This window comes from Ruegeria sp. AM1 (assembly GCF_056540745.1).
Genome location: NZ_JBQFXH010000001.1, coordinates 1,484,941 through 1,510,195 on the forward strand (window position 1 = coordinate 1,484,941; position 25,255 = coordinate 1,510,195).

29 protein-coding genes and 1 other RNA gene are annotated in these 25,255 nt (G+C 59.1%); 15 read left to right on the top strand and 15 right to left on the bottom strand.

Features of this window, described 5'->3' with window-relative positions:
* Positions 1-4: 4 nt before the first annotated feature.
* Positions 5-562 carry a 5-formyltetrahydrofolate cyclo-ligase gene (locus ACR0I7_RS07425; RefSeq protein ID WP_480509581.1) on the bottom strand — a complete coding sequence of 186 codons (558 nt, stop codon included), beginning with the start codon at positions 560-562 and terminating at the stop codon, positions 5-7.
* Positions 559-1,953, bottom strand: coding sequence for a magnesium transporter (mgtE, locus tag ACR0I7_RS07430; protein WP_480509582.1), 1,395 nt, complete (start codon positions 1,951-1,953; stop codon positions 559-561). Before mgtE ends, ACR0I7_RS07425 begins: the two co-directional genes overlap by 4 nt.
* 140 nt (positions 1,954-2,093) lie before the next feature.
* Between mgtE and guaD the strand changes: the two genes are divergently transcribed.
* On the top strand, positions 2,094-3,395 hold the full coding sequence (guaD, locus tag ACR0I7_RS07435) for a guanine deaminase (RefSeq protein ID WP_480509583.1): 1,302 nt from the start codon (positions 2,094-2,096) through the stop codon (positions 3,393-3,395).
* Here guaD and ACR0I7_RS07440 read toward each other — a convergent pair.
* The 3 genes from ACR0I7_RS07440 to ACR0I7_RS07450 form a co-directional block, all read right to left on the bottom strand.
* Positions 3,392-4,726, bottom strand: coding sequence for an 8-oxoguanine deaminase (locus ACR0I7_RS07440; RefSeq protein ID WP_480509584.1), 1,335 nt, complete (start codon positions 4,724-4,726; stop codon positions 3,392-3,394). The genes guaD and ACR0I7_RS07440 overlap by 4 nt on opposite strands.
* Before the next feature lie 114 nt (positions 4,727-4,840).
* Positions 4,841-5,632: a histidinol-phosphatase gene (hisN, locus tag ACR0I7_RS07445; RefSeq protein WP_480509585.1), complete on the bottom strand. Its 792-nt coding sequence runs from the start codon at positions 5,630-5,632 to the stop codon at positions 4,841-4,843.
* 41 nt (positions 5,633-5,673) lie between these two features.
* A complete protein-coding gene (locus ACR0I7_RS07450; protein ID WP_480509586.1) occupies positions 5,674-6,045 on the bottom strand; it encodes a helix-turn-helix domain-containing protein in 372 nt (123 codons plus the stop codon).
* Between the two features lie 333 nt (positions 6,046-6,378).
* On the opposite strand from ACR0I7_RS07450, the gene ACR0I7_RS07455 reads away from it, so the two are divergent.
* On the top strand, positions 6,379-7,335 hold the full coding sequence (locus tag ACR0I7_RS07455; RefSeq protein WP_480509587.1) for an NADPH:quinone oxidoreductase family protein: 957 nt from the start codon (positions 6,379-6,381) through the stop codon (positions 7,333-7,335).
* 6 nt (positions 7,336-7,341) lie between these two features.
* On the opposite strand, the gene ACR0I7_RS07460 is transcribed toward ACR0I7_RS07455, so the two are convergent.
* Complete coding sequence (locus ACR0I7_RS07460) at positions 7,342-8,223, bottom strand: LysR family transcriptional regulator (protein WP_480509588.1); 882 nt, start codon at positions 8,221-8,223, stop codon at positions 7,342-7,344.
* 127 nt (positions 8,224-8,350) lie between these two features.
* Between ACR0I7_RS07460 and ACR0I7_RS07465 the strand changes: the two genes are divergently transcribed.
* From ACR0I7_RS07465 to ACR0I7_RS07475, 3 genes are all read left to right on the top strand, one after another.
* Positions 8,351-8,563, top strand: coding sequence for a DUF1127 domain-containing protein (locus ACR0I7_RS07465; RefSeq protein WP_480509589.1), 213 nt, complete (start codon positions 8,351-8,353; stop codon positions 8,561-8,563).
* Between the two features lie 181 nt (positions 8,564-8,744).
* Positions 8,745-9,521: a Bax inhibitor-1/YccA family protein gene (locus ACR0I7_RS07470; protein WP_480509590.1), complete on the top strand. Its 777-nt coding sequence runs from the start codon at positions 8,745-8,747 to the stop codon at positions 9,519-9,521.
* A gap of 69 nt (positions 9,522-9,590) precedes the next feature.
* Positions 9,591-10,067, top strand: a complete 477-nt coding sequence (locus ACR0I7_RS07475; RefSeq protein ID WP_480509591.1) for a GNAT family N-acetyltransferase — start codon at positions 9,591-9,593, stop codon at positions 10,065-10,067.
* 58 nt (positions 10,068-10,125) lie between these two features.
* Here the strand turns inward: ACR0I7_RS07475 and ACR0I7_RS07480 are convergent, their stop codons facing one another.
* The 7 genes from ACR0I7_RS07480 to gatC form a co-directional block, all read right to left on the bottom strand.
* The gene (locus tag ACR0I7_RS07480) at positions 10,126-10,632 is read right to left on the bottom strand and encodes a membrane lipoprotein lipid attachment site-containing protein (protein WP_480509592.1); all 507 of its coding nucleotides are present in this window, start codon (positions 10,630-10,632) and stop codon (positions 10,126-10,128) included.
* Positions 10,633-10,841: 209 nt separating this feature from the next.
* Positions 10,842-11,009: a 50S ribosomal protein L33 gene (gene rpmG / locus ACR0I7_RS07485; protein ID WP_007799108.1), complete on the bottom strand. Its 168-nt coding sequence runs from the start codon at positions 11,007-11,009 to the stop codon at positions 10,842-10,844.
* A gap of 211 nt (positions 11,010-11,220) precedes the next feature.
* An RNA gene (gene rnpB, locus ACR0I7_RS07490) (RNase P RNA component class A) lies at positions 11,221-11,636 on the bottom strand.
* Between the two features lie 74 nt (positions 11,637-11,710).
* A complete protein-coding gene (locus tag ACR0I7_RS07495) occupies positions 11,711-12,322 on the bottom strand; it encodes an N-acetylmuramoyl-L-alanine amidase (protein WP_480509593.1) in 612 nt (203 codons plus the stop codon).
* Positions 12,323-12,380: 58 nt separating this feature from the next.
* Positions 12,381-13,094 carry a hypothetical protein gene (locus tag ACR0I7_RS07500; RefSeq protein ID WP_480509594.1) on the bottom strand — a complete coding sequence of 238 codons (714 nt, stop codon included), beginning with the start codon at positions 13,092-13,094 and terminating at the stop codon, positions 12,381-12,383.
* A gap of 42 nt (positions 13,095-13,136) precedes the next feature.
* Positions 13,137-14,624, bottom strand: coding sequence for an Asp-tRNA(Asn)/Glu-tRNA(Gln) amidotransferase subunit GatA (gatA, locus tag ACR0I7_RS07505; protein ID WP_480509595.1), 1,488 nt, complete (start codon positions 14,622-14,624; stop codon positions 13,137-13,139).
* A 3-nt stretch (positions 14,625-14,627) separates the two neighbouring features.
* Positions 14,628-14,915 (bottom strand): Asp-tRNA(Asn)/Glu-tRNA(Gln) amidotransferase subunit GatC, encoded by a 288-nt coding sequence (gene gatC, locus ACR0I7_RS07510; RefSeq protein ID WP_008755884.1) that lies wholly within the window; start codon positions 14,913-14,915, stop codon positions 14,628-14,630.
* A gap of 246 nt (positions 14,916-15,161) precedes the next feature.
* On the opposite strand from gatC, the gene ACR0I7_RS07515 reads away from it, so the two are divergent.
* Both ACR0I7_RS07515 and ACR0I7_RS07520 read left to right on the top strand, forming a co-directional pair.
* Positions 15,162-15,320, top strand: a complete 159-nt coding sequence (locus ACR0I7_RS07515) for a hypothetical protein (RefSeq protein ID WP_480509596.1) — start codon at positions 15,162-15,164, stop codon at positions 15,318-15,320.
* 200 nt (positions 15,321-15,520) lie between these two features.
* Complete coding sequence (locus ACR0I7_RS07520) at positions 15,521-16,084, top strand: DUF4202 domain-containing protein (RefSeq protein ID WP_480509597.1); 564 nt, start codon at positions 15,521-15,523, stop codon at positions 16,082-16,084.
* 39 nt (positions 16,085-16,123) lie between these two features.
* On the opposite strand, the gene ACR0I7_RS07525 is transcribed toward ACR0I7_RS07520, so the two are convergent.
* Positions 16,124-16,780 carry a ceramidase domain-containing protein gene (locus tag ACR0I7_RS07525; protein ID WP_480509598.1) on the bottom strand — a complete coding sequence of 219 codons (657 nt, stop codon included), beginning with the start codon at positions 16,778-16,780 and terminating at the stop codon, positions 16,124-16,126.
* Positions 16,781-16,837: 57 nt separating this feature from the next.
* Between ACR0I7_RS07525 and ACR0I7_RS07530 the strand changes: the two genes are divergently transcribed.
* Positions 16,838-17,530: a metal-dependent hydrolase gene (locus tag ACR0I7_RS07530; RefSeq protein ID WP_480509599.1), complete on the top strand. Its 693-nt coding sequence runs from the start codon at positions 16,838-16,840 to the stop codon at positions 17,528-17,530.
* A 21-nt stretch (positions 17,531-17,551) separates the two neighbouring features.
* Here ACR0I7_RS07530 and ACR0I7_RS07535 read toward each other — a convergent pair whose 3' ends face one another.
* On the bottom strand, positions 17,552-18,004 hold the full coding sequence (locus ACR0I7_RS07535; protein ID WP_480509600.1) for a nucleoside deaminase: 453 nt from the start codon (positions 18,002-18,004) through the stop codon (positions 17,552-17,554).
* On the opposite strand from ACR0I7_RS07535, the gene ACR0I7_RS07540 reads away from it, so the two are divergent.
* The 7 genes from ACR0I7_RS07540 (at position 18,003) to ACR0I7_RS07570 (ending at position 25,234) form a co-directional block, all read left to right on the top strand.
* A complete protein-coding gene (locus ACR0I7_RS07540) occupies positions 18,003-18,881 on the top strand; it encodes a pseudouridine synthase (protein ID WP_480509601.1) in 879 nt (292 codons plus the stop codon). The genes ACR0I7_RS07535 and ACR0I7_RS07540 overlap by 2 nt on opposite strands.
* Before the next feature lie 176 nt (positions 18,882-19,057).
* On the top strand, positions 19,058-19,975 hold the full coding sequence (locus tag ACR0I7_RS07545; RefSeq protein WP_480509602.1) for a 5-bromo-4-chloroindolyl phosphate hydrolysis family protein: 918 nt from the start codon (positions 19,058-19,060) through the stop codon (positions 19,973-19,975).
* Positions 19,976-20,003: 28 nt separating this feature from the next.
* Positions 20,004-21,194 (top strand): toxic anion resistance protein, encoded by a 1,191-nt coding sequence (locus tag ACR0I7_RS07550; protein ID WP_480509603.1) that lies wholly within the window; start codon positions 20,004-20,006, stop codon positions 21,192-21,194.
* Positions 21,169-22,161, top strand: coding sequence for a DUF2927 domain-containing protein (locus tag ACR0I7_RS07555; RefSeq protein ID WP_480509604.1), 993 nt, complete (start codon positions 21,169-21,171; stop codon positions 22,159-22,161). The genes ACR0I7_RS07550 and ACR0I7_RS07555 overlap by 26 nt, the downstream gene beginning before the upstream one ends.
* A 22-nt stretch (positions 22,162-22,183) precedes the next feature.
* Positions 22,184-23,332, top strand: a complete 1,149-nt coding sequence (locus tag ACR0I7_RS07560) for an SPFH domain-containing protein (RefSeq protein ID WP_480509605.1) — start codon at positions 22,184-22,186, stop codon at positions 23,330-23,332.
* Positions 23,333-23,381: 49 nt separating this feature from the next.
* Entirely contained in the window at positions 23,382-24,473 is a 1,092-nt protein-coding gene (locus tag ACR0I7_RS07565) for a TFIIB-type zinc finger domain-containing protein (protein WP_480509606.1), read from the top strand.
* Positions 24,474-24,586: 113 nt separating this feature from the next.
* A complete protein-coding gene (locus ACR0I7_RS07570; protein WP_480509738.1) occupies positions 24,587-25,234 on the top strand; it encodes a nitroreductase in 648 nt (215 codons plus the stop codon).
* The last annotated feature ends 21 nt before the right edge of the window (positions 25,235-25,255 follow it).

Consider the following 25,255-nt stretch of genomic DNA (forward strand, 5'->3'; position numbering starts at 1 on the left):
CCCGTCAAAAGGTCAGAACCCGACTTTCGGTGATCACCATATCCAAAGGCTGATCGGTCGGCTCAAGCGGCAGGTTTTCCGCCTCTTGGGCGTCAAAGGCAAAACCAATGGCGAGCGTGGGGCGTTTGGCCCGCAGCCCCTCGAGCGTGCGATCATAGAAACCGCCCCCATACCCAAGCCTGCCGCCCTTGGTGTCAAAGGCAACCAGCGGCACGATCAGGATTTCCGGGTCAAAATAATCATCAACCACCGGCACCTGTGCGCCGAATGGTCCGTCTTTCAATGCGCCTTCGGGTGTCCAACGGGAAAAGCGTAAAGGCTGCCCCGCACTTTGGATGACGGGCACGCCAACGGGACCATAAGCTGCGGCCTCGGCCATTGCGGGCAGTGGGTCGATTTCCGTGCGGATCGGCATATAGCCTGACAAGGGCACCCCACGATGACCGGCCAGCACCTCGGACAAGCGCCCAGCCCCGGCGGGCTGGCGCGTGACGAACGCTTCCTTGCGCCGCGCGAATGCCGCTTTGCGCGCTGCTGCTTTTATCTCTGTCAAATCCGTCACAACAACACCACGCTTGCCAGCCCAAGAAAGATGAAAAAGCCCATGACATCGGTGGTGGTGGTCACAAACGTTCCTGAGGCCAGCGCCGGGTCAACGCCAAGCCGGTCCAACACCACCGGCACAACCGTGCCCGCAAACCCCGCGATGATCATATTCACAACCAGCGCCGATCCGATCACGACGCCCAGCATCGGGGAATCGAACCACATCATCCCAACCGTGCCCAGCACCACGGCAAAACAAAGCCCGTTGAGCAGACCAACCATCAACTCTCGCCGGATCACCCGGCTTACGTTCGAAGCCGTCAGGTCCCGCGTGGCCAACGCACGCACCGCGACCGTCAGAGACTGCGTACCTGCGTTCCCACCCATCGACGCCACAATCGGCATCAAGATCGCCAACGCAACCAGTTGATCGATGGCCCCTTCGAACTGTGAAATCACCAGCGACCCGCAGATCGCCGTACACAGGTTCACCGCCAGCCAGGGCAAACGCCGTTTACTGGTCGCGGCCACGCTGTCGGACAGCGAGCTTTCGTCGCTAACCCCGGCGAGGCGCAGCATGTCCTCTTCGTATTCTTCGTCCAAAACCACCATGGCATCATCTATTGTGATGACGCCCACCAGACGGCCATCGCCGTCGACCACGGGGGCCGAGATCAGATGATATTGATTGAAGGCATAGGCCACGTCCTCTTCATCCTGATCTACCGGGATGATGTGGAACTCTTCCTCAGCAATCTGCCGCAGCGGCACCTCTCGCCGCGCGGCCATCAGCTTGCCCAACATGACCTGCGCCACAGGTTTCAGGCGCGGATCAACCAGAATGACGTGGTAAAACTGCTCGGGCAGGTCATCATTGGCGCGCATAAAATCAATAGCCTGACCCACGGTCCAGTGGTCGGGCGACATGACCACCTCGCGCTGCATCAGACGACCGGCAGAGTTTTCGGGGTAAGACAGCGCCTGTTCCGCCGCGATACGCTCGGAATCCTCAAGCGCGTCAAGGATCGTCTCTTGCTGCGGCTCTTCGAGGTCCTCCAGCAGGTCAACGACATCATCGCTTTCCATGTCGCGGACGGCTTCGGCCAGCACGTCTGGCTTCAGCACGCCGATGACCTCTTCGCGCAACGCCTCGTCCAGCTCAGACAGGATATCGCCGTCAAATTCCTTGTCGTACAGGCGGATCAGGCGGGCGCGGTCATATGGGTTGATCTGCTCCAGCAAGTCAGCGATGTCCGCCGCATGCAGGGGCTCCATCAGCTCGATCAGCTTGGCACGATCATCGACGTCCACCGCATAGAGGATTGCTGCAACCGTTCGCCGGTCCAGCGCATAGGCGTCATCGTCCCGCGACTGGTCCGGTCTGACTTCGTCAGTGCCTGTCGTCATGCGCTGCCCCCTTTTTCTCGGTGATTGACCTCTAAATAGAAGAAGCAGCTACCGGAAAACAATGACAATGGACCAATTTACCCACATCTTTCCGCCGCATATGCTGCTATGCGGTCCCAAACAGGCGGAGAACAGGGCAGATGGCGCAAAAGACGCTTTTGACGGGGCGTATCCTCAGCTTTGACAGCTCACCTTTTGACGGGGAGCCAACCGGCGCGACCACAATACACGAGGCGCTGGTGATCGACGCTGGACGCATCACCGCAGTTGGCGCCGCAGCGGACCTGACCCGTGCCCATCCTGAAGCCAAGGTTAAGGCTTATGGGAATCATCTGATCATGGCGGGTTTTGTCGACCCGCATGTGCATTACCCCCAGACCGCCATGATCGCCAGTTGGGGCAAACGGCTGATCGACTGGCTGAACACCTATACGTTCCCGGAGGAAATGAAATTCGGATCACCCGAATATGCGTCTGAGATCGCCAATCGATACCTAGACCTGACTGCAGCCCATGGCACAACAACGATGTGCAGCTTTTGCACGATCCACCCGGAAAGCGTTGATGCGTTTTTCACGGCCGCCCAGCACCGCGGGCAACGGGTTGTGGCAGGCAAGACCTGTATGGACCGCAACGCGCCCGAGGGGCTACGGGACAGCGCTCAGAGCGGGTATGATCAATCCAAAGCGTTGTTGGAGAGATGGCACGGGGTTGGCCGGCTGTCTTACGCAATCACACCGCGCTTCTCGCCCACCTCAACACCAGATCAGTTGGAAGCAATGGGCGCGCTCTGGGCCGAGCACCCTGATTGTTTGATGCAAACGCATCTGAGCGAACAGACGGATGAGATCGAATGGGTGCGATCCCTGTTCCCCGATGCGCGCGACTATCTTGATACCTATGAGCAATTCGGCCTACTGGGCGAACGCGGCCTCTATGGCCACGTCATCCATCTGGAACCGCGCGAGCGTGACCGGCTGCGCGAGGTGGACGCGGCGCTGATCCATTGCCCGACCTCCAATACCTTTATCGGCTCGGGCCTGTTCGACATGAATGGTCTGATTGCGGATGGCCACCGGGTTGGGCTGGCGACGGATACCGGGGGCGGCTCCAGCTTTTCGATGTTGCGCACCATGGCTGCGGCTTATGAGGTCGGCCAGTTGCGCGGGCGCCCGCTGCATCCGGCGCAGTTGCTGTGGCTGGGCACAGTCGGATCAGCGCGGACGCTGCGGATGGACGATTGCATCGGCAACATCGCACCCGGCATGGAGGCGGATCTGGTTGTGCTGGATCTGGCCTCGACCCCCGCCATCGCCCAGCGCGAAGCCCATGCCGATACCCTGTGGGAGGCCGTGTTTCCCACAATCATGATGGGGGACGACCGCGCCATTGCCGATGTCTGGATCGGCGGGCGGGCGGTTGGGGGGCTCAAGCTGACTTAGCTCTGCAAGGCCATCGCCAGCCGGTTTTGATGTTCGATGGCCCGAGGCAGGTCAATTGTCGTGATCTGCCCATCTCGGACGATCTGCCTGCCTTCGACAAACACATGTTTGACCCCCGTCGGCCCCGCCAGCAGCAGCGCCGCAGGGTCCCAACTGCCGGCGCTTTCGACACAGCGCAAATCCCAGACCGCGATATCCGCACGTTTGCCCGGCTGCAATCGCCCACAATCCGAGCGGCCAAGCACATCTGCGCCGCCGCGCGTTGCGATCTCTAACGCCTCACGGGATGACATCGCATCGGCGCCCTGAGACACGCGTTGCAACAACAGTGCCTGCCGCGCTTCGGCAACCAGATTGCCACTGTCATTGCTCGCCGATCCATCGACGCCCAGCCCGACGGCCACGCCCTGATCCCGCATCGCCCTGACGGGCGCAATACCCGATCCCAAGCGGCAATTCGAACAGGGGCAATGGGCAACGCCGGTTCCGGTTCTGGCAAACAGATCAATCTCTTCTCCGTTCAGCTTCACGCAATGCGCGTGCCAGACATCTTCGCCGGTCCAGCCCAAATCCTCGGCATATTGTCCGGGGCGGCACCCAAACTGGGCCTCGGAATAGGCGATGTCCTCGTCATTTTCGGCCAGATGCGTGTGCAACATCACGCCTTTGTCGCGCGCCAGCAGCGCCGTATCCCGCATCAGATCGCGACTGACCGAGAACGGAGAGCACGGGGCCAGCCCCACCCGGCACATGGCCCCCTCGGACGGATCGTGAAAGGCATCCACGACGCGGATCATATCGTTGAGGATGTCCGCCTCGGTTTCGACCAGGCTTTCTGGGGGCAAGCCACCGTCGCTTTCGCCGATGCTCATCGCGCCGCGCGTAGGGTGAAAGCGCATTCCCAACTCTGCCGCCGCCGCAATGGTATCCTCCAGCCGCCCGCCATTTGGATAGAGATAGAGGTGATCGGAACTGAGCGTGCAGCCCGACAACGCCAGCTCGGCCAGCCCGATCTGCGCCGAGGTAAACATCTCATCCGGGCCAAAGCGGGACCAGATCGGATAAAGGGTCTTGAGCCATCCGAACAGCAATGCGTCCTGTCCGCCGGGCACCGCCCGTGTCAACGTCTGGTAAAGATGGTGGTGGGTGTTGACCAACCCGGGCGTCACCAGACATCCGCTGGCATCGTGAACCTCACCCTGCGTTGTCAGGTCGTGGCCGATGTCAACGATCTGACCGCCCCGGATCAGGATATCCGCCCCTGCAAGCTCTGACCGGGTGTCATCCATTGTCAGAACAATATCTGCGTTTTTGATAAGATGTTCGGGCATGTTTCGCGCTCCTGCATCTGCCCGCCTCATGCCGAAGTGCGAATACCGGTGGAAAACGGGCTCAAGAACCGGCCGAGCTGATGTTAGTCGCGCCGCAGAGCAACGACAATAGGGTTACCAGGCGCTGAGGATATGCAAGGCGGCGGCATGTATTTCGGGGTTCGCCGCAGCCAGTGCCCGGCCACCATGATGGGCTGACCCGCCCTGCCAGTCCGTGACCACCCCCCCGGCCGCCTCGATCAGCGCAATAGGGGCCTGAATGTCATAGGCGTTCAGCCCGGCCTCGATGACCAGATCAACTTGCCCTGCCGCCAGCAGCGCATAGGCATAACAGTCCATGCCATAGCGCGTCAGCTTAACATGCTGCGCGACCGACCGGAACGCCTGCGCTTCGGCCTCGGTCCCGACCTCGGGAAAGGTTGTGAAGAGGACAGCGTCGCTCAGGTTGCGCGTCTGACGTGTACGCAGTTCGGACCGGCCTTGAGGGCCGATGGAAAACGCCGCCCCACCATAACCGGCAAACCGCTCACCGATATAGGGTTGGTCGATCACGCCCATGATCGGCCCGCTGTCATCGGCAAGCGCGATCAACACGCCCCATGTGGGAGTGCCGCTGATGAAGCCGCGCGTCCCGTCGATGGGGTCCAGAACCCAGGTCCGTCCGCTGCTGCCATCGACCGCGCCAAACTCTTCCCCCAATATCCCGTCATCCGGGCAGTGTTCCGACAATACCGCGCGCATGGCCAGCTCGGCCTCGCGGTCGGCAGCGGTTACGGGATCAAACCCACCCGAAAGCTTATTGTCTGCCTTCAGATTGCTGTTCCGGAAAAAAGGAAGAATGGCCGCCCGCGCCGCGTCGGCCATTTTATTCGCAATCTCGAGGTCGTTCGACAGGATGTTCTGCATGCGCTACCCGTGCGCGCAGTTCACCACGCTGTCAAGCCAGATCAGGCCACGTCGCTGAGGACACGAGCCAGTTCAAACAGACGGCGGCGTTGATTCTCGGGAATCGCATAGTACGAGCGCACCAGATCCAAAGCTTCTTTGTCGCCCATCAGATCGGCTGGTACAGATTGCTTGTCCGAACCTTCCTTCTGAACCTCTTCGAGACCCTCAAAGAAAAAGCTGACCGGAACGTCGAGTGCTTCGGCAATGTCCCAAAGACGCGAAGCACTGATACGGTTGGCCCCCGTTTCGTATTTTTGGATTTGTTGAAACTTGATACCGACCTGCTGCGCCAACTGTTGTTGCGTCATTCCAATCAGCCAGCGGCGATGTCTGACGCGCTTGCCCACATGGACATCGACGTGATGGGTCATTGGTATTCTCCTCTAACTACACACACAACCGTCCGGGCCAGTCCGACTTCAATCGTGACCACCATGTTAGCGGCCAATCGATTAAGAACTCCCTAAATCGGTTGTGCCCCCCGAAACAGCACCATGCGCCAATATTGACGCTTTTGCGATTTTTTTCAAGAAGGTTGAGTAGGTAACAAACTACAAAGGTTTGTGGTTGTATGCGAGCAGGCAAGAACAGAATGTCTCCGTATTGGAAACAACGAGACGTCGAAGCTGCCATTGGCAGCAATTCCACAGAGATTGACAAACGCCCGCCACCCGTCACCTATGGCGTCAAGACGGAGAGAACTGATGCTGGCCTATAGAATTCAATCAGAGGGCACCCCCGCCCAACTGTGTGAAATTGAACGACCAATTCCGGGCGATGGAGAGGTTCGCGTGGCGATCCGCGCCTGCGGCCTGAATTTTGCAGATCTTCTGATGCAGAAAGGAACGTATCAGGATACGCCCGCCGCCCCGTTTACTCTTGGATTGGAAATCGCAGGTATTGTTGATGAAATTGGAAACAATGTCGCTAACTTAAAAGTTGGGGACCGTGTGGCGGTTTATTCGGGGCAAGGCGGATTGGCCCAGTATGGTGTCTTTGATGCCGCAAGAACGATTCCCCTGCCCGACTCAACCAGTTTCGAAGACGCTGCGGCGATTCAGATTGCATATTCCACCAGTCATATCGCGCTGGAACATCGCGCACGCCTGCAACCCGGGGAAACGCTGTTGGTCACGGGCGCCGCAGGGGGCGTTGGCCTGACAGCGGTAGAGATCGGCAAACTGATGGGGGCAACTGTCATTGCGCAGGCCCGCGGAGAGGACAAGCTGGCTGTGGCCAAAGCTGCCGGCGCGAATCATCTGATCGACGCCAACGAGGATCTGCGTGCCCGCGTCAAAGCTCTGGGCGGCGCAGACGTTGTTTACGACGCAATCGGCGGCGAGGTTTTCAAAGCCGCCTTCCGCGCCACAAACCCCGAAGGACGCATATTGCCCATAGGCTTTGCGGGCGGCGAGGTGCCACAAATCCCCGCCAATCATCTGCTAGTCAAAAACCTGACGGTGATTGGCGTCTATATCGGCGGCTACCTGACCTTCAGACCCGACATTGTGCGCAACAGCTTTGACACCCTCTTTCGCTGGCATGCAGAGGGGCGGATCAAGCCGCATATCAGCCATATCCTTCCGCTCAGCGATGTGGCGCAAGGCATGACGCTCTTGAGAGAGCGCAAATCGACCGGCAAGATCGTCATCACGCCCTGACAGGTGTCACCCGGCAACCGCCTTGAGAGACGGGCCGCCCAGCAGCAGGAAATTCTGCCGAACCAGCCCGGCTAGCGCTTCGACCACATCACCGCGGCCGGCGGCACCTCCGTAGAGGTTGATCATATGCCCCGGCAATTCGGGCAAAACGCCACCTGAGTCGATCTTCTCGAGATGCGCGGCCTCTGTGCCGTCCAGCATCGCATGAACCGCCAAGTCCGCGCTGACGGTGGCCTCGATGGTGCGGTCATTCTCGGTTTCGACCGACAGCTCCCAGGGGATACCGGCCTCATCCAGTGCGGCGATCACCTGCGGGCGGAACATGCACCGCCGCCCCAAGGCCAGCGGGATAGGCCGCTTGCGCCAGGCCGACCCGCCGGGTGCGCCAATCCAGCGCAGGGGCAGCTCGGCGACAATTTCCGCGCCATCGGCCACTGAGGCTTCGGTCGTCAGGATCAGATCACACTCGCCACGCTGAAACATTTCTTTCAATTGCATGGTGTAGGACGAAATCAGTTGCACCCTGACACGCGGGAAATCGGCGTTAAAGCGCTGCAGGACGCGGGGTATGACCGGATAGACAATGTCATGCGGAACCCCCAACACTACCTCTCCCTCAAAGGCTTGATCAGTCAGCTTCGAAATGACCTCGTCATTTAGTGCAACCATCCGCCTTGCATAAGCCAACAGCTGCTCGCCCGACGCCGTCAGCGCGATTGTTCTGCCGCTGCGATCCAACAGCTCAAGACCCAAAAGCTCTTCAAGCCGCTTGAGCTGCATCGACACCGCTGACTGCGTCAGATGCAAGAAACCCGCTGCACGGGTCACACCGCCATGGTCGGCAACGGCCACAAAGGAGCGCAGCGTGGTGATATCCAGATTTCGCATGTTCAAGAACCCTTATGGTTTCCGTCATAAACATTCATTTTCAAAATGTGACATGCTGCGCCATATAAATCAAGGAAGTTGATGAGAAGACGGAAAACCATCACGCAGCAAGGAAAGGACAACAATCATGACCCAAGTTGCACTCTCAAAACCCTGCGGGCGCAAGAGCACCTCAAAGCGCTTGCGTTTCTGGAACCTATTGGGACTTGCACGTCAGCGCCGTTCCCTTGCAGGGCTAGACGACCGGGCGCTGAGGGACATCGGCGTGACTCGGGCTGAGGCTGAGGCAGAGGCCGCCCGCTCGTTCTGGGACGCACCTGACAATTGGTACAAACGCTAGTTGAGTTTTACCACATGCGAGGATTTGACGGTTTGCCCGCCCAAACCGTCAAATTTACAGACGGAAATCGTCCAGTTTTGGGCGCAAAACCCTTGAAACATGTGCCTCTCTGCCCGATATTTGCAAAGAAATCAGTCCGCTTTTGTGGACAGATCAAAGAAATTTCGAAGGGAGACCCTTAATGGCACAATTCGACACAATCCGGACGGCCGCTGGCGCGCGCGCTGCCGAGATTGACGAGGGCCTGCGCGCCCACATGAACAAAGTCTACGGCACGATGTCCGTGGGCATGTTCATCACATTCCTCGCCGCTTGGGCGATTTCCGGTCTTGCGACAACCGCCGACCCGTCCGCCGCCGCGGCACAGTTGAGCGCAGATACCTATCTGACGTCGTTCGGCTATTCGATCTACGCATCGCCGCTGCGCTGGGTCATCATGTTCCTGCCACTGGCCTTTGTCTTCGGCTTTAGCGCAGGTATCAACCGCATGTCGGCCGCTGCTGCACAATTGGTGTTCTATGTATTCGCCGCTGTGATGGGCCTGTCGATCAGCTGGATCTTCATCGCCTTTACCGGCGAATCCATCATTCAGGTGTTCCTGATCACTTCGATCGCCTTTGCGGGCCTGTCGCTCTATGGTTACACAACCAAGAAAGACCTGTCCGGCATGGGGACGTTCCTGATCATGGGTCTGATCGGCCTGCTGGTTGCGATGGTCGTCAACATCTTCCTAGCCTCGTCGGCCATGGCGTTTGCGATCTCGGTCATCGGCGTTCTGATCTTTGCCGGTCTGACGGCCTATGACACGCAGAACATCAAGAACACCTACCTGCAAATGGCGCATTCGGGTGATCAGGAATGGCTGGGCAAAGCAGCCATCATGGGTGCTCTGAGCCTGTATCTGGACTTCATCAACATGTTCATGTTCCTGCTGCAGCTGCTTGGAAACCGCGAATAACACGGTTCAAAATTCAACACGAAGGGCGGGTCCGAAATGACCCGCCCTTTTTTGTTTGGAGAGACAGAAATGTCAGTACACGCGATCCCACCGGATCAGGCGCATCGGCTGCTGCCGCTGTTGCATCAGGTACACGATCTGCACCTGGCACATCACCCGGATCGCTACGCGGTGCTGCCGGATGATCCGCAAATGTCAGCGCATCTGAAATCCTGGCTATCGATGCCTGATGTATACGCTCTGGGGGTTGCCCGGGATGACCACCTGTTGGGGTATCTCATATATGAGATCGAGCGCAGAGCAGCGACCCCGTTCCGCGTATCCGAGACCCGCGCGATGATACATCATATCTGCGTAGATGCGGCGCATCGGAAGAAAGGCATCGGGCTATCGCTGCTGCACGAGGTGCGCAAAAGGGCCGTGGAGGCCGGGGCAGACGTTCTTGCCACAACGTATGCCGAGTTCAATACCGCCTCAGCAAAGCTTATGTCACGCGCGGGCCTCAGCCCGGTTATGCGGTTTGCTGAATGGCGAACAGATCAGTGACAGAAATAAAAAAGCCCCCGCGCAATCGCAGGGGCCAATCTCTGACTAAGTTGGTCGATCAGCTGCAGTTCAGCGGTACCGCGAAACCCGAGCTGCGCGAGGAATTGCCCCTGCGGTACACATCACCCGCCGGAAGGCAGCCTGTGAATCTTTCGGTCTCACTGCCGAAGATGGTCCCGATCGAGTTTTCCACTCTGACGCTGTCGGTGCGCGTGCGCAACACTCCAAACAAAGTGCCGTTCACGCTGACAGTGCTGAGATAAAGATTGGTGTTTGTATCCGACAGCTGTACCGCGCTGACATCGTTGCGTCCGCCATTCGAGATGGCAACGCCCGCAACTTTCGAAAGCTCGGTCTGGTCGCTGGCAACCTGAACGGTCGGAAGCTCGGCCAGCTCAGCCGGAACATTGGTCGCGGGGGGCAGGAATGCCACCGCCCCTTTTACGTCTGATACGGTACGCGGCTCGCCATCAATACCCGTGAACCCTACACCTTCGCGATTGAACGGGTCTTCGCAGGCTGAAAGTGTCAGGACGGCAAGTGCAGGCAACAAGATTTTTTTCATGACGGTCAACATTTTGTAGCGATTTGCTGAAGCGTAGCGGCAGGTGGCGTACAATTGCAAGCCACAGCCATGCAGAATGCCTCTGGGGCTGATGCGCCTCTGCAACGGACCATATTACGCGAGCATAGCCTCAACGCCGCGGACGCCATGAAAAAAGGGCTCTGCACCGGCAGAACCCTTTTGAAACAAAGTCTGTTACAGGGGGCAGATTACTTAATCTTGCCTTCCTTGTACTCGACATGCTTGCGAACAACCGGATCGTATTTACGAACGGTCATCTTCTCAGTCATGGTGCGCGCGTTCTTTTTGGTCACGTAGAAGTGGCCCGTGCCCGCGGTCGAGTTCAGACGGATCTTGATTGTCGTCGGCTTCGCCATGGTTATCTCCTGCGTCCGAAAAGGCAGGGGCCTTTCGGTTGAATTCCTATGAGCGTGCGCTTTTACCCGCTCGCACGCCTGAGTCAACCGGAATCGGCTGTGGATCGGCACAATTCGTACCGGTCCCCCGATCAGTCGCCTTCAGGCCGTTTGGCGCATCGCCAATCCCGTGATGGAAGGCGAACATATATGATATTTAGGTATCTCACTTATGCGCGGAGGGCCTGTAAGCCGGATCCTGTTCCGGGGTTACCCCCTTCGACGACCATTCATCTAGGCCGCGCATTACTGCGCAGCTCAAGCTGCCAACCCGGTCCCTCTTGGCCAAGGCAAGCCTAGCGGCGGTATCGGCTGACGCCGACCGGTCCGCGCGGGGACCCTATTTGGCATTGCTCCCGGTGGGGCTTGCCGTGCCGCCCCTGTCGCCAGGGGCGCGGTGGGCTCTTACCCCACCGTTTCACCCTTACCTTGATATTGCCGCAAGCGAACCTGTGACACGCAAGGCGGTTTGATTTCTGTGGCGCTTTCCGTCGGGTTACCCCGCCCGGGCGTTACCCGGCACCGTTGCCTTGTGGAGTCCGGACTTTCCTCTCGGGTTTGCACCCCAGCGGCCATCCGGCCCTCCGCGCGAGGGCTGGGTATGCTTTGAGTTGGGGCGCGTCAAGAGTGGATACACTCGAAAGAGACCAACGAAGTATGGATCAGGTTTCTTGCCCCGCAGCCCCAAGCGGCACGAAATCAGCAGGGTGCAGCGGGCCCTGGGCCCAGGGCCGATATCTGAGGCGAACGGATGCGAGCAGCGTCTCATCATCGGTATCAGCGGTGAAACCGGTTTCCTCCGCCAGCGTGCGAAACCTGTCTGCTGATAAATCTCGCGGTGGTGCGCCGCTCAGACGCTGTCGTGCAAGGTTCTGACGTTCCAGCCTTTGCCAGTCAAAACGGGGGCCGGGATCGGTTTTGCGGCCCGGCGCCATGTCTGAATGGCCGATGATACCTTCGGGGGGAATATTCCAGCGTATCATGAGGTGGGGCAGCAGCTCTTCGAGCCTTGCCATCTGCGGCTCGGCAAACGGGTGGTCCCCGCGATTGTCCAGTTCGATGCCAACCGAGCGGGAGTTGACATCGCCCTGCCCCCGCCACTCACCCGCACCGGCATGCCATGCGCGATCCGTCTCGCGCACCATTTGCCAACAGGTTCCGTCGGCGGCAATCAGGTAATGCGCTGACACTTCGGCGGCAGGATCACACAAGCGGTCAAGCGCGTCCTGCGCGGTTTGCATCGCGGTATAGTGGAGCACGATCAATCCAGGCATCTGCCCATCCCGCCGCGCGCCAAAGTTTGGCGAGGGGTGCCAGATCGGCTGCACCAGATCAGTTGCTGACGGCACTACGAAACGGAGTCGGGTCCCAAGCGCAGGCGTAACCGTCCCCATCCGGGTCCAGACCTTTGCGATCCCGCTGAGGCCCACCATTGGATAGAAAATCGATCTGAGCCTGATCAGATGACGGATATCTGGCGCAATTGCGCTGTGCCTTGGCCTGCAGGTTGAACCCCGCGCGGCTATAGACCTGCGCACCGACAGGGTTGTTGGTGCTGAGCGCATATTGCACGATGTTCGGCTGCCCGTCTGGCCCGCGTTCCGGCAGGGCTGTGGGGGCGACGACCTCATAGGTTTGCCGGTTTTGTTCAATCCGGGCCGCATCGTTTTCGATGCTGCGGCGGTTGGACACCGCGCCAAAGTCCTGCTCGTCCGAGATCCCAACATTGTTGGATGGCGTGACTGGGGCGACTGCCCCCGGCTGGCCCGATGTGGTGGCCAATGCAGCGGCGGTTTGATTGGCGATGTCGCTCGCGCTGTCACCGGTCGCGGATGGAAAGGCTTGGGCAGTACCGTCTGCGGGCAACGGCTGCTGAGACACGTCTGAGGGCGGCAGGATCAGGCTGCCCGTGGCACCCTGCCCCGCCAATTGCGCCTCGCGCTGCGCCTGATACTCGTAGGTGTTAAACCCGGTTCCCTCAACGGGGGCGACAGTATCACATGCCGCCATCACCCCAAGGGCAGGAATCAGAAGCATCTTGCGCATTTGGCTGCTCCGCTATGCGTTGTTTTATTGCTGCCCCGAGGCTTACCACCATTTCGCTGGCTTGGCCACAAACCCGGCGGCGGCTTCCAGCGCATAGGCGGTGTTGAGCAGATCGCCCTCTTCCCACGGGCGACCGATCAGTTGCAGCCCCAGCGGCAGCCCCTGCGCATCCAGCCCGGCCGGAACCGAAATACCGGGCAGCCCCGCCAGATTCACGGTCACGGTGAAGACGTCGTTCAAATACATTTGAACAGGATCGGCCTCGGTCATCTCACCCAACCCAAAAGAGGCAGACGGCGTGGCCGGGGTCAGGATCGCATCAACACCAGCGGCGAAGACATCTTCGAAGTCTTTCTTGATCAGGGTGCGGACCTTGCGGGCGCGGTTGTAATATGCGTCATAGAAGCCAGCGGACAGTACATAAGTGCCGATCATGACGCGGCGCTGAACCTCGTGACCAAAGCCTTCGGCGCGGGTCTTTTCGTACATCTCGGTAATGCCGTCGCCCTGCGCCAGCGTTGCGCGGCGACCGTACCGGACACCGTCATAGCGGGCGAGGTTCGAAGACGCCTCGGCCGGAGCGATCACATAATAGGCGGGCAGCGCGTATTTGGTATGTGGCAAAGAGATATCGACAATCTCGGCCCCTGCGGCCTTGAGCATCTCGGCGCCATCGGCCCAGAGCTTTTCGATCTCGGCCGGCATACCGTCCATGCGGTATTCCTTGGGGATACCGATCTTCTTGCCCTTGATGTCGCCGGTCAGCATCGCCTCAAAATTCGGGACGGCCAGTTCGGCACTGGTGGAATCCTTGGGGTCGTGGCCGCACATGGTTTCAAGCATGATGGCCGCGTCACGCACGTTTTTCGTCATCGGGCCGGCCTGATCCAGCGAGGAGGCAAAGGCGACGACACCCCAGCGCGAACAGCGGCCATAGGTCGGCTTGATACCCGTGATGCCCACAAAGGCAGCAGGCTGACGGATCGAACCGCCGGTATCTGTACCGGTCGCAGCCAGACACAGGTCAGCAGCCACAGCCGAAGCCGAGCCGCCGGACGAGCCGCCCGGCGTTAGTTGCGCGTCTTCGTTGCCGCGCCGCCACGGGCTGACCGCGTTGCCATAAACGGATGTTTCGTTGGACGAGCCCATGGCGAATTCGTCCATGTTCAGCTTACCCAACATCACGGCACCGGAATCGGCCAGTTGCTGCGACACGGTGGATTCGTATTCGGGCTTAAAACCTTCAAGGATCTTCGAGGCTGCCTGCGACGGCACACCCTTGGTGCAGAACAGATCCTTGATACCGATCGGCAGACCACACATCGATGGCGCATCGCCCGCCTTGATCCGTGCGTCTGCGGCCTTGGCACGCTCTAACGCGATCTCGGGCGTTTTGTGGACAAACGCGTTCAGCGCGTCGGCATCATCAATTGCCTTCAGGCAGGATTCGGTCAACTCGACCGAGGTCACGTCACCGGCCCGCAGCGCATCGCGGGCCTCGGCCAGACCCAGTTTGTTCAGATCGCTCATGTCTTACTCCACCACTTTGGGGACTGCGAAGAATCCTTCGCGGGCGTCGGGGGCGTTGGACAGCACTTTGTCCTGCTGATTGCCATCGGTGACCTGATCCTGACGCCGTTTCAGCCGCATCGGCGTGACCGAAACCATCGGCTCGACACCGTCGACATCCACTTCGTTCAGTTGCTCGATGAACCCAAGGATGGTGTTGAACTCAGATGCCAGCGCCGGCAGCGCGTCATCTTCGACCTTGATCCGGGCCAGTTTGGCCACCTTGGCGGCGGTGCTTTGGTCAATCGACATCGGCTTCCCTCATGTACGCTCAGAGGGGCATTTACCCGTCTGCCGCAGCAGTCGCAAGACCGCCGGTGCATGCGGTGCATTCCGCCACCGATTTTCGCGCCTCACCCCCCATTTTGCAGCTGACCTGCTCAAATCTGAATACCGGCTATGCAAAAAAGTAAACCAAATAGTTCACTTTTGCGATTGAATGGCGGCGCCCTCACCCCTTAATCAAGTGAACGGAACAGTTCAGTAAGGAGAACAGCCATGAAGTCCCCACTGGTCGCCCTTTCGCTTATCCTTGCAACCTTGTCCGCACCGGCGCTGGCTTTGGGTGTGCCCAATACCCACCTGACGCCATCGCTGACATTCCCTGATCAGCCGACTGGTCAGGTGTCGAAGGACAAAACCACCATCCGCAAGTGATCGGCTGGGAGTTGCAAGACGGCCGGGCCATGATCCCCCTCAGATGGCCCGGCCCATAATTTCACGACGACCGCTTCCGTCAACGCAAACGGGTTGCACCTGCTCTCTGGTTCATTTTTGATTGCAAACAGAAGTTCTGTCTGGGTCCGATGCCCGGATCAGAACAAAACAGATGCGCCTCGCAAGAACTGGAGCGACAGATGAGCAAGCGGATGCAACAGGTGCTGGATGCCATTGATGCGGCCAATGCAGCAGATCCCAAAACTGAAGAGGGGCAACCTGAAACGCTGCTCTATGGTCAGCGTATGACGGCTGAACTCGACCGCTTGTTCCCGGGTGCCTCTGAGGCGTTGCAGATCGCCGCGCGCGGTCAGCATGTTGAACGCTGGAAACTGGCCCGCACAGAATATCCCGAAGGACGGGCCGGATACCTGGCGTGGCGCAGGGCGCAGGGCGAACATCATGCGAAGGTTGTCACCGATCTGATGACCAAGGCAGGATATGAACCCGATCAGGTCGACGCAGCAGGCCGCATGCTGCGCAAACAGGGCATCAAGCGCGACGCCGAGGTGCAGGCGCTGGAGGACGTTATCTGCTTTGTATTCCTGAAATGGTACTTTCAGCCGTTTGCGGCAAAGCACTCGGCCGAAAAGATTCAAAGCATCGTCGAGAAAACGGCCCGTAAAATGTCTGATGACGGTCGGGCGCGCGTGCTGCAGGAATTCGACCTGCCCGAACATCTGGCCAGCGCATTCAACAGCTAGGGCCAGGGCCCACTGACCTCAGGCGCACCTAATCAATGGCTATGGGTGGCGCGCACGAATAAGTGCGCGGCGATAGACCTCGATCATCCAGCCCAACATGGTGGCATTCAACACATGCCACATAAAGTGGGTTCCCAAGGGCAGATGACCACACAGCGGTTCGTCCAGCGCCCGAAAGGTGATTGAAACGATCAGAATCGCGGCCCCGATACTCATTCCTTTGGCGATTTGAACGTCCCTTTTTCGCAGCAGGACGGCATAGATCAGAATCAAACAGGGCACCGGGGCATAAGCCGCCGACCCGCCAAGGCCCGGGATCAGTTGAAAGACAGGGATTGTCAGCGCGGCATATGGGATAAACGCCGCCACCAGCGCCAGCGAAACCCAAACCTTGAAGCCCCAGATATCCCGGTTGATCGCATAGATGTAGACCAGAATGAACATCAGGATCGGCGCAACATCCGCAATGGCGGCCCAGACGCGCGCATGCGTATGAAACAGAAAGCTGCCGATGCCGATAGCCATCAAGAGAGCAGTCAAAAGATTAGCCAGATGCATCCCCTGCCCGCGCAGGCGCATCCACATGACAATCGCCGCCAGAACAAACGCCGCGTTTGTGACCGCATTTACCGGCTCGGCCCAATAGGCAGCGGACAACCGCTCACAATAGCCATCAATTTCCTGCATCCACGTCATAGATTTTTACATAGCGGGTGTTACGCTGTTCAGAAATGTATTTCAGGAGGATCTGTTATGAATATCATCTGGTTGGGCCACGGCAGCTTTCGCATTGAAACCGAAGGTCAGGTCTTTCTCATCGATCCTTGGCTGACGGGAAACCCTTCGCTGCCTGAGGATCAGCATGACGCGGCCGTTGACGGCGCCACACATATCCTGCTGACACACACGCATTTTGACCACGTGGTTGATGTGCTGCCACTGGCAAAGCACATGAAAGTACCCGTCGTGGGCCAGTATGACCTGATGGGATACTGGGCCGAGGCAGAAGGGATCGAGACGGTGGGCTTTAACAAGGGCGGAACCGTGAACCTGAACGGCGTGATGGTGACGATGGTTCCAGCCTCCCACAGCTCGACTTTTTCGACGCCAGACGGCCTGCGGACCGGCGGAACAGAGGTCGGCTATATGATCGCGGTAGAGGGTCATATGGTCTATGTCTCAGGTGATACCGATATCATGGCCGACATGGACTGGATGGCAGATTACTATAAGCCCGATATCGGAATTCTGTCGGCGGGCGGCCATTTCACGATGGATATGAAGGGCGCGGCTTATGCGGCCAAGCGATACTTTAACTTCAAGACCATAATCCCCTGCCACTACAAAACATTTCCGGTTCTCGAACAGTCGGCGCAAACGCTGGCTGACGGGTTGCCAGGTGTTACCGTCATCGAACCAGAGGTGATGCAACCGATCACCATATGACCCGTCCGAGCGGGATGCGCCTCAGCGACGCTGCGCCGCAAAGAACGCTTTGAGCAGACTTGCCGAGGCATCAGCAGCGATCCCGTCATAGACTTCAGGGGTGTGATGCGCCTGTGGATGCGAAAACACCCGGGCCCCATGGGCCACCCCGCCTGATTTGGGATCTGACGCCCCGTAATAGATGCGCCGGATACGCGCCGCTGCCAGCGCGGCGGCGCACATGGCGCAGGGCTCCAGCGTGACGTAAAGATCGTGCTCCGGCAGCCGCTCTGACCCCAGTGCGGCGCAGGCCGACCGCAGGGCCAGCATTTCGGCATGAGCGGTAGGATCTTTCAACTCGCGCGTTCGATTGCCCGCAGACGCCACCACCTTGCCGTCTGCGGCGACGATGGCGGCACCCACCGGAACTTCACCCCGGTCGGCGGCGGCGCGCGCCTCTTGCAGCGCCAGATGCATATGCGATCTGAAAGTCATGCCCCTGACTGCCTCAGAAACCCGGCTTTCGCAAGTTGGCGCGATGCGCTATGGCCGGGGTATGAGCAAAACCACCCCTACCGGCGACCGGATCGCCAAAGTGCTGGCCCGCGCAGGTATCGCCTCGCGCCGCGAAGCGGAACGCATTATCGAAGCAGGCCGTGTGACGGTGAATGGCGCGGCGATCAACAGCCCGGCCCTGAACGTCACCGCCAAAGACAAGATCACCGTTGATGGTAAACCCGTTTCCGAACCGGAACCGGCGCGTCTGTGGCTGTATCACAAACCCGCAGGTCTTGTGACAACAACGCGTGACGAAAAAGGTCGCGCAACCATCTTCGACGAGCTGCCCGAGGATTTACCCCGGGTGATGAGCGTCGGGCGGCTCGACCTGAACTCGGAAGGTTTGCTGTTGCTAACCAATGACGGCGGCATCAAACGCAAACTTGAACTGCCCGCAACCGGCTGGCTGCGCAAATACCGGGTTCGGATCAATGGGCGCCCGAAAGAGGACGACTTTGCCCCTCTGCGCAAAGGGCTGGTGATAGACGGAGAGAAGTTTCAGCCCATGACCGTCTCGCTGGATCGGCAACAAGGCGCGAATGCATGGCTGACCGTTGGGCTACGTGAGGGCAAGAATCGCGAGATCCGGCGTGCCATGGAAGATATCGGTTTCAGCGTGAACCGGCTGCTCAGGGTGTCCTATGGCCCCTTTCAGCTGGGCAACTTGAAACCCGGCGAGGTCGAAGAGCTGCGGCGACGAGTGATCCGCGATCAGTTGGGGCTTGATGCCGAGGCAAATCCGCAGCCCACAGCCAAACGCCCCCAAAGGCCGCAAAGAAAACGGGCACCGAGCGGCAAGAAACCACGCAACTGACAACGCTTAGGCAACCTTCCCCCTAGCGTCCGGGCCGGGCATACACTAACTTTTCCTTGTCCATTGTGATTTGAGGAGCGCTATGTCCGGGTCGGGGGTGCAAAAACTCGCGTATGCTGCATTGATATTGCTGTTATTTGGCGTCTGTACCGGATTGCTGGGGGGCTTATAGACGCATGGCGAAACGATATGGCGGGAAATTCAGCCCCAGCGGCGGTGCCAGCACCAAAAACGTACCGCCCCAGCGCGGACAGTTCGATGGCGCGCGCGTAAATCCGGCGGGCGCCCGGGCCAATTTGCTGTTTCTGCCCGCCGTCCCACTGATATTTCTGTCGCTGAATGATGGGGCCGTCGGCCTGAGCCTTGGCCTTGTAGGCGCGGGGCTGCTGACCGCCGCGGCCTTGCTGCTGCGCGAAGGATTGCGCGCCGAGGCAGAGTATCATGCACGCCGAACTGCGCGCCGCCCGGCTTTTCCGCGCAAGATATTCTCCAGTGTGCTGACCGGGCTTGGGGCAGCGCTTGCCTCTTACCGGTCAGAGCTTGTGGATGCCGAAACCGCAGCGCAGGTCAGCCTGATCGCTCCGGCACTGTATGGCTTGGCGGCGACGGCGCTGCATTCCTGTGCCTTTGGCTTTGACCCGATGAAGGACAAAGGCATGGAGGGCATCGACACCTTCCAACAGGACCGCGTCGCCCGCGTGGTCGAGGACGCCGAGGCGCATCTGGATCAGATGCTAGACGCGGTCCAGCGCGCGGGCGATCGCAAGATCGAGACGCGCGTTGAGCAGTTTCAGACCACCGCTCGCGATTTGTTTCGCACGGTCGAGGAAGACCCACGTGATCTGGCAGGCGCACGTAAATTCCTGACCGTCTATTTACAGGGCGCCCGTGATGCGACGGTGAAATTCGCCGACGTTTATGCCCGTACACGGGATGCGCAGTCGCTGGCTGACTATGCGGCACTGCTGGATGATCTGGAGCAGAACTTTGCCGCCCGTACCCGTAAAATGCTTTTGGATGACCGTAGCGATCTAACGGTTGAAATTGACGTGCTGCGCGAAAGACTGCAGCGCGAAGGCGTCCGGTTGGACTGACCGGCCATATTGAACAAGGAACATCCCCATGTCCGATGAAATTAAGAACAAGGCGGTCGAGGCCGAAGCGCTGGTTCAGGAAATCACCGCTGTTACCCTGCCTGAACCCCAGCCCACAGTTGTCCCACTGGAAGAGGCTGATGAACCGGTCAGCGCCGAAATCCGCAAGCGGATGGATGAGATCGACATGGGCAACACCAATTCCATCGTCTCGTTCGGGTCTTCGGCACAGGCGGAACTGCAAGAGATCAGCCAGGCCATGCTGGCCGATGTGCGCAACAAGGATGTTGGCCCCGCCGGTGACAGTCTGCGCAACATCGTCACCACGATCCGTGGCTTTTCGGTCAGCGAACTGGACGTACGACGCGAACGCAGCTGGTGGGAGCGACTGCTGGGCAAGGCGGCACCGTTTGCCAAGTTCACCGCGCGGTTTGAAGATATTCAGTCACAGATCGATCGCATCACCGACGACCTGCTTGGACATGAGCATACGCTGCTGAAAGACATCAAGTCTCTGGATATGCTCTATGAAAAAACGCTCGGGTTCTATGATGAACTGGCGCTTTATATTGCGGCAGGTGAGGAGAAGTTGACCGAGCTGGACAGCCAAGAGATTCCCGAGAAAGAGGCCGATGTGCAGGCTGCGCCTGAGGATCAGCAGGTCATGAAGGCGCAAGAGCTGCGCGATTTGCGCGCCGCCCGTGATGATCTGGAACGCCGTGTGCATGACCTGAAGCTGACGCGACAGGTGACGATGCAGTCGCTGCCGTCAATCCGGTTGGTGCAAGAGAACGACAAATCTCTGGTGACCAAGATCAACTCAACGCTGGTCAACACGGTGCCACTTTGGGAAACACAATTGGCACAGGCGGTCACGATCCAACGCAGCGCCGAAGCTGCGGCGGCCGTGCGGGATGCAAATGATCTGACCAACGAGTTATTGACCGCCAACGCGGCCAACCTGCGCGAATCGAACAAGATGATCCGCGAAGAGATGGAGCGCGGTGTTTTTGACATCGAAGCTGTCAAACAGGCCAATGCCGATCTGATCGGAACGATCAACGAAAGCCTTGCCATCGCCGACGAGGGCAAAGCCAAACGTGCTGCGGCCGAACAAGAGCTGCAGAAAATGGAGGTCGAACTGCGCGATACGCTGGCGGCCGCCAAGGCCCGCAAAGACGGGATCGGCGACAATGCCGGTACCGCAGTTCCGGGCTAAGGGCGGACCGGACGTGCCGCTGCACAACATCAAGGCAAGCCGCGTTTTGGCTGGCCTGTCCCTCTTGGCGATTGCTAGTTGCGATGCGGCGCTGAGCCCTCGGCCACCAGCGGAGTCTGTGCAGGTTTCGGCCCCCGCACCTGCCAACGCCTATGTCGCGCCGTCTGCGGCAAGTGTTGATTTGGCCCGATATTACGAACGCGTGCAAAACAACCTGCTGACACGGGGTTTGTTGCGCACCGATGGCGGTGGCCCCGACACGCCTTATGATGCGGATGATCTGGCGCGAAACTTCGAAACAATTGCATTCTACAATGAATACTCGGGACCCGGAGTTGGCGCGGGAAGAACCCGAACCAGAGGGCAACTGAATCGGTGGTCCGGCCCAATTCGTATCCGGGCTGAGTTCGGCCCATCCGTTCCGCCACAGCTGCGGCAGGAAGACAGCGCGCGGATCTCGGCGTTTTCCTCTCGCCTGAACCGGCTGACCGGACACCCGATCTCAACCGTAAGTCGCAACGCCAATTTCCATGTCTTTGTCGCCGGACAGGATGACACGGACTATGTTCAGGCTCGCCTCAAGCAACTAGTGCCTAACATCAGCCAGAGCCAGCTTGATCTGTTCGAAGATTTGCCGCGCTCTTTCTATTGCTTCGTGTTCGCGTCCTCGACGGGCGGCTCGACCTATATCCGGGCGGTCGCGCTGGTGCGCGCTGAACATCCCGATCTGGTACGGCTCAGCTGTATCCATGAAGAAATTGCGCAAGGGGTGGGGCTGCCTAATGACAGCCCATCTGCCCGTCCGTCGATTTTCAACGACGATGACGAGTTCGCCCTACTGACCAGCCACGACGAGAAACTTCTCACAATGCTCTACGACCCCCGTCTCAAGCCCGGCATGACCGCCGATGAGGCACGGCCGGTCGTGCGGATCATTGCACGCGAATTGATGGGGCAGCCGCTCTAACCCCAAATACAGGAGAACCCCGATGGGAATTTTTGATTTTCTGACCGGAGAATTCATTGATGTCATTCACTGGGTCGATGACACCCGCGACACGATGGTCTGGCGGTTCGAACGCGAGGGGCACGAGATCAAATACGGTGCCAAGCTGACCGTGCGCGAGGGGCAGGCCGCCGTTTTTGTTCACGAAGGTCAGCTGGCGGATGTGTTCACCCCAGGTCTCTATATGCTTGAGACCAATAACATGCCGATCCTGACAACGTTGCAGCACTGGGATCATGGGTTCCAGTCTCCGTTCAAGTCAGAGGTCTACTTCGTCAACACGACCCGGTTCAACGATCTGAAATGGGGTACAAAAAACCCTATCATGCTGCGTGATCCGGAATTTGGGCCGACCCGCATTCGCGCCTTTGGCACCTATACCGTCCGTGTCAAAGATGCTGCGAAATTCCTGGTCGAGATTGTCGGTACCGATGGTGAATTCACCATGGACGAGATCAGTTTCCAGATCCGCAACATCATCGTGCAGGAATTCAGCCGCGTCATCGCGAGATCTGGCATTCCGGTGTTGGACATGGCCGCCAACACCGCCGATCTGGGCAAGCTGATCGCGGCAGAGGTATCGCCCGTGCTCGAGGGCTATGGGCTGGAAATGCCCGAATTCTACATTGAGAACATCTCACTTCCGCCTGCGGTCGAAGCTGCGCTGGACAAGCGCACCTCGATGGGGCTGGCGGGCGATCTGGGTAAATTCACCCAGTATTCGGCGGCCGAGGCGATGACGGCAGCAGCCAATAATCCCGGTCAGGGAGGCGGCATGGGTGCTGGCCTCGGGATGGGAATGGGTATGGCGATGGCACAGCAGATGTCAAACATGGCAGCGGGTCAGCCGTCAGGCCCGTGGGGCGGTGCGGCGCCCGCTGCCCCGCAACCGGCAGCACATGCGGCACCGCCGCCTCCGCCGCCTGTTGAGCATGTCTGGCACATCGCGGTTGATGGCCAAACCAGCGGGCCGTTTTCAAAGGCAAAGATGGGCCGCATGGCGACAGATGGCGAAATCACGCGCGATACGCATGTGTGGACGGCAGGTCAGGACGGTTGGAAAAAGGCCGAGGATGTGCAGGAACTGGCACAGCTGTTTACCATTCTGCCACCGCCGCCACCGGGCGCATAGCGCATCTGTTGATACGATTTACCCCGCCGTCAGAGAGAGCGATCCCGAGATGATCGAGACTGAACACCGTTTTCCTTGCGATCAATGCGGCGCAGACTATCGGTTCAACCCCGGTGATGGCACGTTAACCTGCGACCATTGCGGGCATTCTGAAGCGATCGGTGCCGGCCCCTGGGGCGGTGCAAGCCTGCGGGAACTGGATTTCGACGCAGCTCTTGCCGACCGTCTGCCCGAAGCCGAGCTGGAAGTGACCCGTGTTCTGAGCTGCCCGAACTGCGCAGCTCAGGTGGAGTTTGACCCCGACACCCATGCCGCCGAATGTCCGTTCTGCGCCACCCCGGTGGTGACCGACACCGGAGTGAACCGTCATATCAAACCCCGCGGCGTGTTGCCTTTTGCCTTGGACGAAAGGGCAGCCCACAAGGCCATGAGTGACTGGCTGGGTCGTCTTTGGTTTGCGCCCAACGGCCTGAAAGACTATGCCCGCAAAGGCCGCAAGATGCAGGGCATCTATGTGCCCTACTGGACCTTTGATGCGGATACCAAATCCAGCTATCACGGCGAGCGCGGCGTCGTCTATCATGAGACCAGAACCGTTACACGAGATGGCAAGCAAGTTCAGCAGCGGGTTGCCAAGGTTCGGTGGACCCCCAAGTCAGGGCGCGTGGAGCGCTTTTTTGACGATGTGCTTGTACTGGCCTCACAATCGCTTCCGAAACGGTACACCGATGCGCTGGAACCATGGGATTTACCTGCGCTGGAACCCTATCAGCCCGAATATCTAGCAGGGTTCCGGGCCGAGGCCTACACCGTTCAGCTGAATGAGGGGTATCAAGAGGCCCGCGCACATATGGCACGGGTGATCGAGCGGGATGTCCGGTTTGACATCGGCGGCGACAGACAACGCATCCACGCCCTGGAAACCGAGGTCAGAGACATCACTTTCAAACATATTCTGCTGCCGGTTTGGATGGCGGCCTACAAGTATCGCGGCCAGACCTATCGTTTTGTGGTGAATGGCCGAACCGGTCGGGTGCAGGGTGAACGGCCCTGGTCTGCAATCAAAATCGCCATCGCCGCTGTGCTGGGCGCGCTAGTCGCAGCCGGTATTGGCTATCTCATTGCGACGGGACAGCAATAGAGGTCGGATGCACGGCTCTTTTGTACTCTGTGCTCTTGAACATCCTGATCTTCGCCGCCATCCTGCCGCGCGGTGCAGAGGAGAGGCCAGCCGTGACGTTATCCGCCTTGAATATGCTCTTGGACCGGCGCCATTCCTGCCGTGCCTTTCAGAGTGATCCGGTGCCCAAAACCCAGATCGAGCAGATCATCGCCAGCGCCTCAAAGGTGCCAAGCTGGTGCAATGCGCAGCCTTGGCATCTGATTGTAACCAGCGGCCATGAGACAGACGCCTTCCGCAACGCTCTGATGCGTGAAGCTGCTCGTGGCTCTCACGAGCCCGATCTTCCCTTCCCCAGCACTTATTCCGGTGTTTACAAAGATCGCCGCCGCGCCTGCGGATGGGCGCTGTATAAGGCCGTTGGGGTCAAAAAGGGAGATCGCGAAGCATCGGCTAGGCAGATGATGCAGAATTTTGCGCTGTTCGGTGCCCCGCATTGCGCGATCCTGTCGAGCCCTGCTGAGTTGGGGTCCTATGGCGCGATGGACTGCGGCGGGTTTGTTACTGCCTTTGCGCTGGCTGCACAGGCCTTGGGAATCGCCAGCATCCCGCAGGCCGCAGTCGCCTCTTACAGTCCGTTTTTGCACCGTTACTTTCAAATACCCGACAACAGGTTGATATTGTGCGCGATTTCTTTTGGCTATCCTGATACAGAGCATCCTGCGAATGGTTTCAGAACCGAACGTGCGCCGTTGGATGAAATCGTCGACTGGCGCGGCTGAACGGGCGGCAAACACAAGGAG

Coding starts and splice junctions, on each gene's coding strand:
- ACR0I7_RS07555 (WP_480509604.1), top strand. CDS start 21,169: ATGCCGGTACCGCAGTTCCGGGCTAAGGGCGGACCGGACGTGCCGCTG.
- ACR0I7_RS07440 (WP_480509584.1), bottom strand. CDS start 4,726: ATGCCCGAACATCTTATCAAAAACGCAGATATTGTTCTGACAATGGAT.
- rpmG (WP_007799108.1), bottom strand. CDS start 11,009: ATGGCGAAGCCGACGACAATCAAGATCCGTCTGAACTCGACCGCGGGC.
- ACR0I7_RS07530 (WP_480509599.1), top strand. CDS start 16,838: ATGAATATCATCTGGTTGGGCCACGGCAGCTTTCGCATTGAAACCGAA.
- ACR0I7_RS07550 (WP_480509603.1), top strand. CDS start 20,004: ATGTCCGATGAAATTAAGAACAAGGCGGTCGAGGCCGAAGCGCTGGTT.
- ACR0I7_RS07560 (WP_480509605.1), top strand. CDS start 22,184: ATGGGAATTTTTGATTTTCTGACCGGAGAATTCATTGATGTCATTCAC.
- ACR0I7_RS07565 (WP_480509606.1), top strand. CDS start 23,382: ATGATCGAGACTGAACACCGTTTTCCTTGCGATCAATGCGGCGCAGAC.
- ACR0I7_RS07535 (WP_480509600.1), bottom strand. CDS start 18,004: ATGACTTTCAGATCGCATATGCATCTGGCGCTGCAAGAGGCGCGCGCC.
- ACR0I7_RS07545 (WP_480509602.1), top strand. CDS start 19,058: ATGGCGAAACGATATGGCGGGAAATTCAGCCCCAGCGGCGGTGCCAGC.
- ACR0I7_RS07460 (WP_480509588.1), bottom strand. CDS start 8,223: ATGCGAAATCTGGATATCACCACGCTGCGCTCCTTTGTGGCCGTTGCC.
- hisN (WP_480509585.1), bottom strand. CDS start 5,632: ATGCAGAACATCCTGTCGAACGACCTCGAGATTGCGAATAAAATGGCC.
- ACR0I7_RS07525 (WP_480509598.1), bottom strand. CDS start 16,780: ATGACGTGGATGCAGGAAATTGATGGCTATTGTGAGCGGTTGTCCGCT.
- gatA (WP_480509595.1), bottom strand. CDS start 14,624: ATGAGCGATCTGAACAAACTGGGTCTGGCCGAGGCCCGCGATGCGCTG.
- ACR0I7_RS07480 (WP_480509592.1), bottom strand. CDS start 10,632: ATGAAAAAAATCTTGTTGCCTGCACTTGCCGTCCTGACACTTTCAGCC.
- gatC (WP_008755884.1), bottom strand. CDS start 14,915: ATGTCGATTGACCAAAGCACCGCCGCCAAGGTGGCCAAACTGGCCCGG.
- ACR0I7_RS07515 (WP_480509596.1), top strand. CDS start 15,162: ATGAAGTCCCCACTGGTCGCCCTTTCGCTTATCCTTGCAACCTTGTCC.
- ACR0I7_RS07570 (WP_480509738.1), top strand. CDS start 24,587: ATGCTCTTGGACCGGCGCCATTCCTGCCGTGCCTTTCAGAGTGATCCG.
- mgtE (WP_480509582.1), bottom strand. CDS start 1,953: ATGACGACAGGCACTGACGAAGTCAGACCGGACCAGTCGCGGGACGAT.
- ACR0I7_RS07540 (WP_480509601.1), top strand. CDS start 18,003: ATGCCCCTGACTGCCTCAGAAACCCGGCTTTCGCAAGTTGGCGCGATG.
- ACR0I7_RS07465 (WP_480509589.1), top strand. CDS start 8,351: ATGACCCAAGTTGCACTCTCAAAACCCTGCGGGCGCAAGAGCACCTCA.
- ACR0I7_RS07470 (WP_480509590.1), top strand. CDS start 8,745: ATGGCACAATTCGACACAATCCGGACGGCCGCTGGCGCGCGCGCTGCC.
- guaD (WP_480509583.1), top strand. CDS start 2,094: ATGGCGCAAAAGACGCTTTTGACGGGGCGTATCCTCAGCTTTGACAGC.
- ACR0I7_RS07520 (WP_480509597.1), top strand. CDS start 15,521: ATGAGCAAGCGGATGCAACAGGTGCTGGATGCCATTGATGCGGCCAAT.
- ACR0I7_RS07500 (WP_480509594.1), bottom strand. CDS start 13,094: ATGCGCAAGATGCTTCTGATTCCTGCCCTTGGGGTGATGGCGGCATGT.
- ACR0I7_RS07455 (WP_480509587.1), top strand. CDS start 6,379: ATGCTGGCCTATAGAATTCAATCAGAGGGCACCCCCGCCCAACTGTGT.
- ACR0I7_RS07475 (WP_480509591.1), top strand. CDS start 9,591: ATGTCAGTACACGCGATCCCACCGGATCAGGCGCATCGGCTGCTGCCG.
- ACR0I7_RS07450 (WP_480509586.1), bottom strand. CDS start 6,045: ATGACCCATCACGTCGATGTCCATGTGGGCAAGCGCGTCAGACATCGC.
- ACR0I7_RS07495 (WP_480509593.1), bottom strand. CDS start 12,322: ATGCCTGGATTGATCGTGCTCCACTATACCGCGATGCAAACCGCGCAG.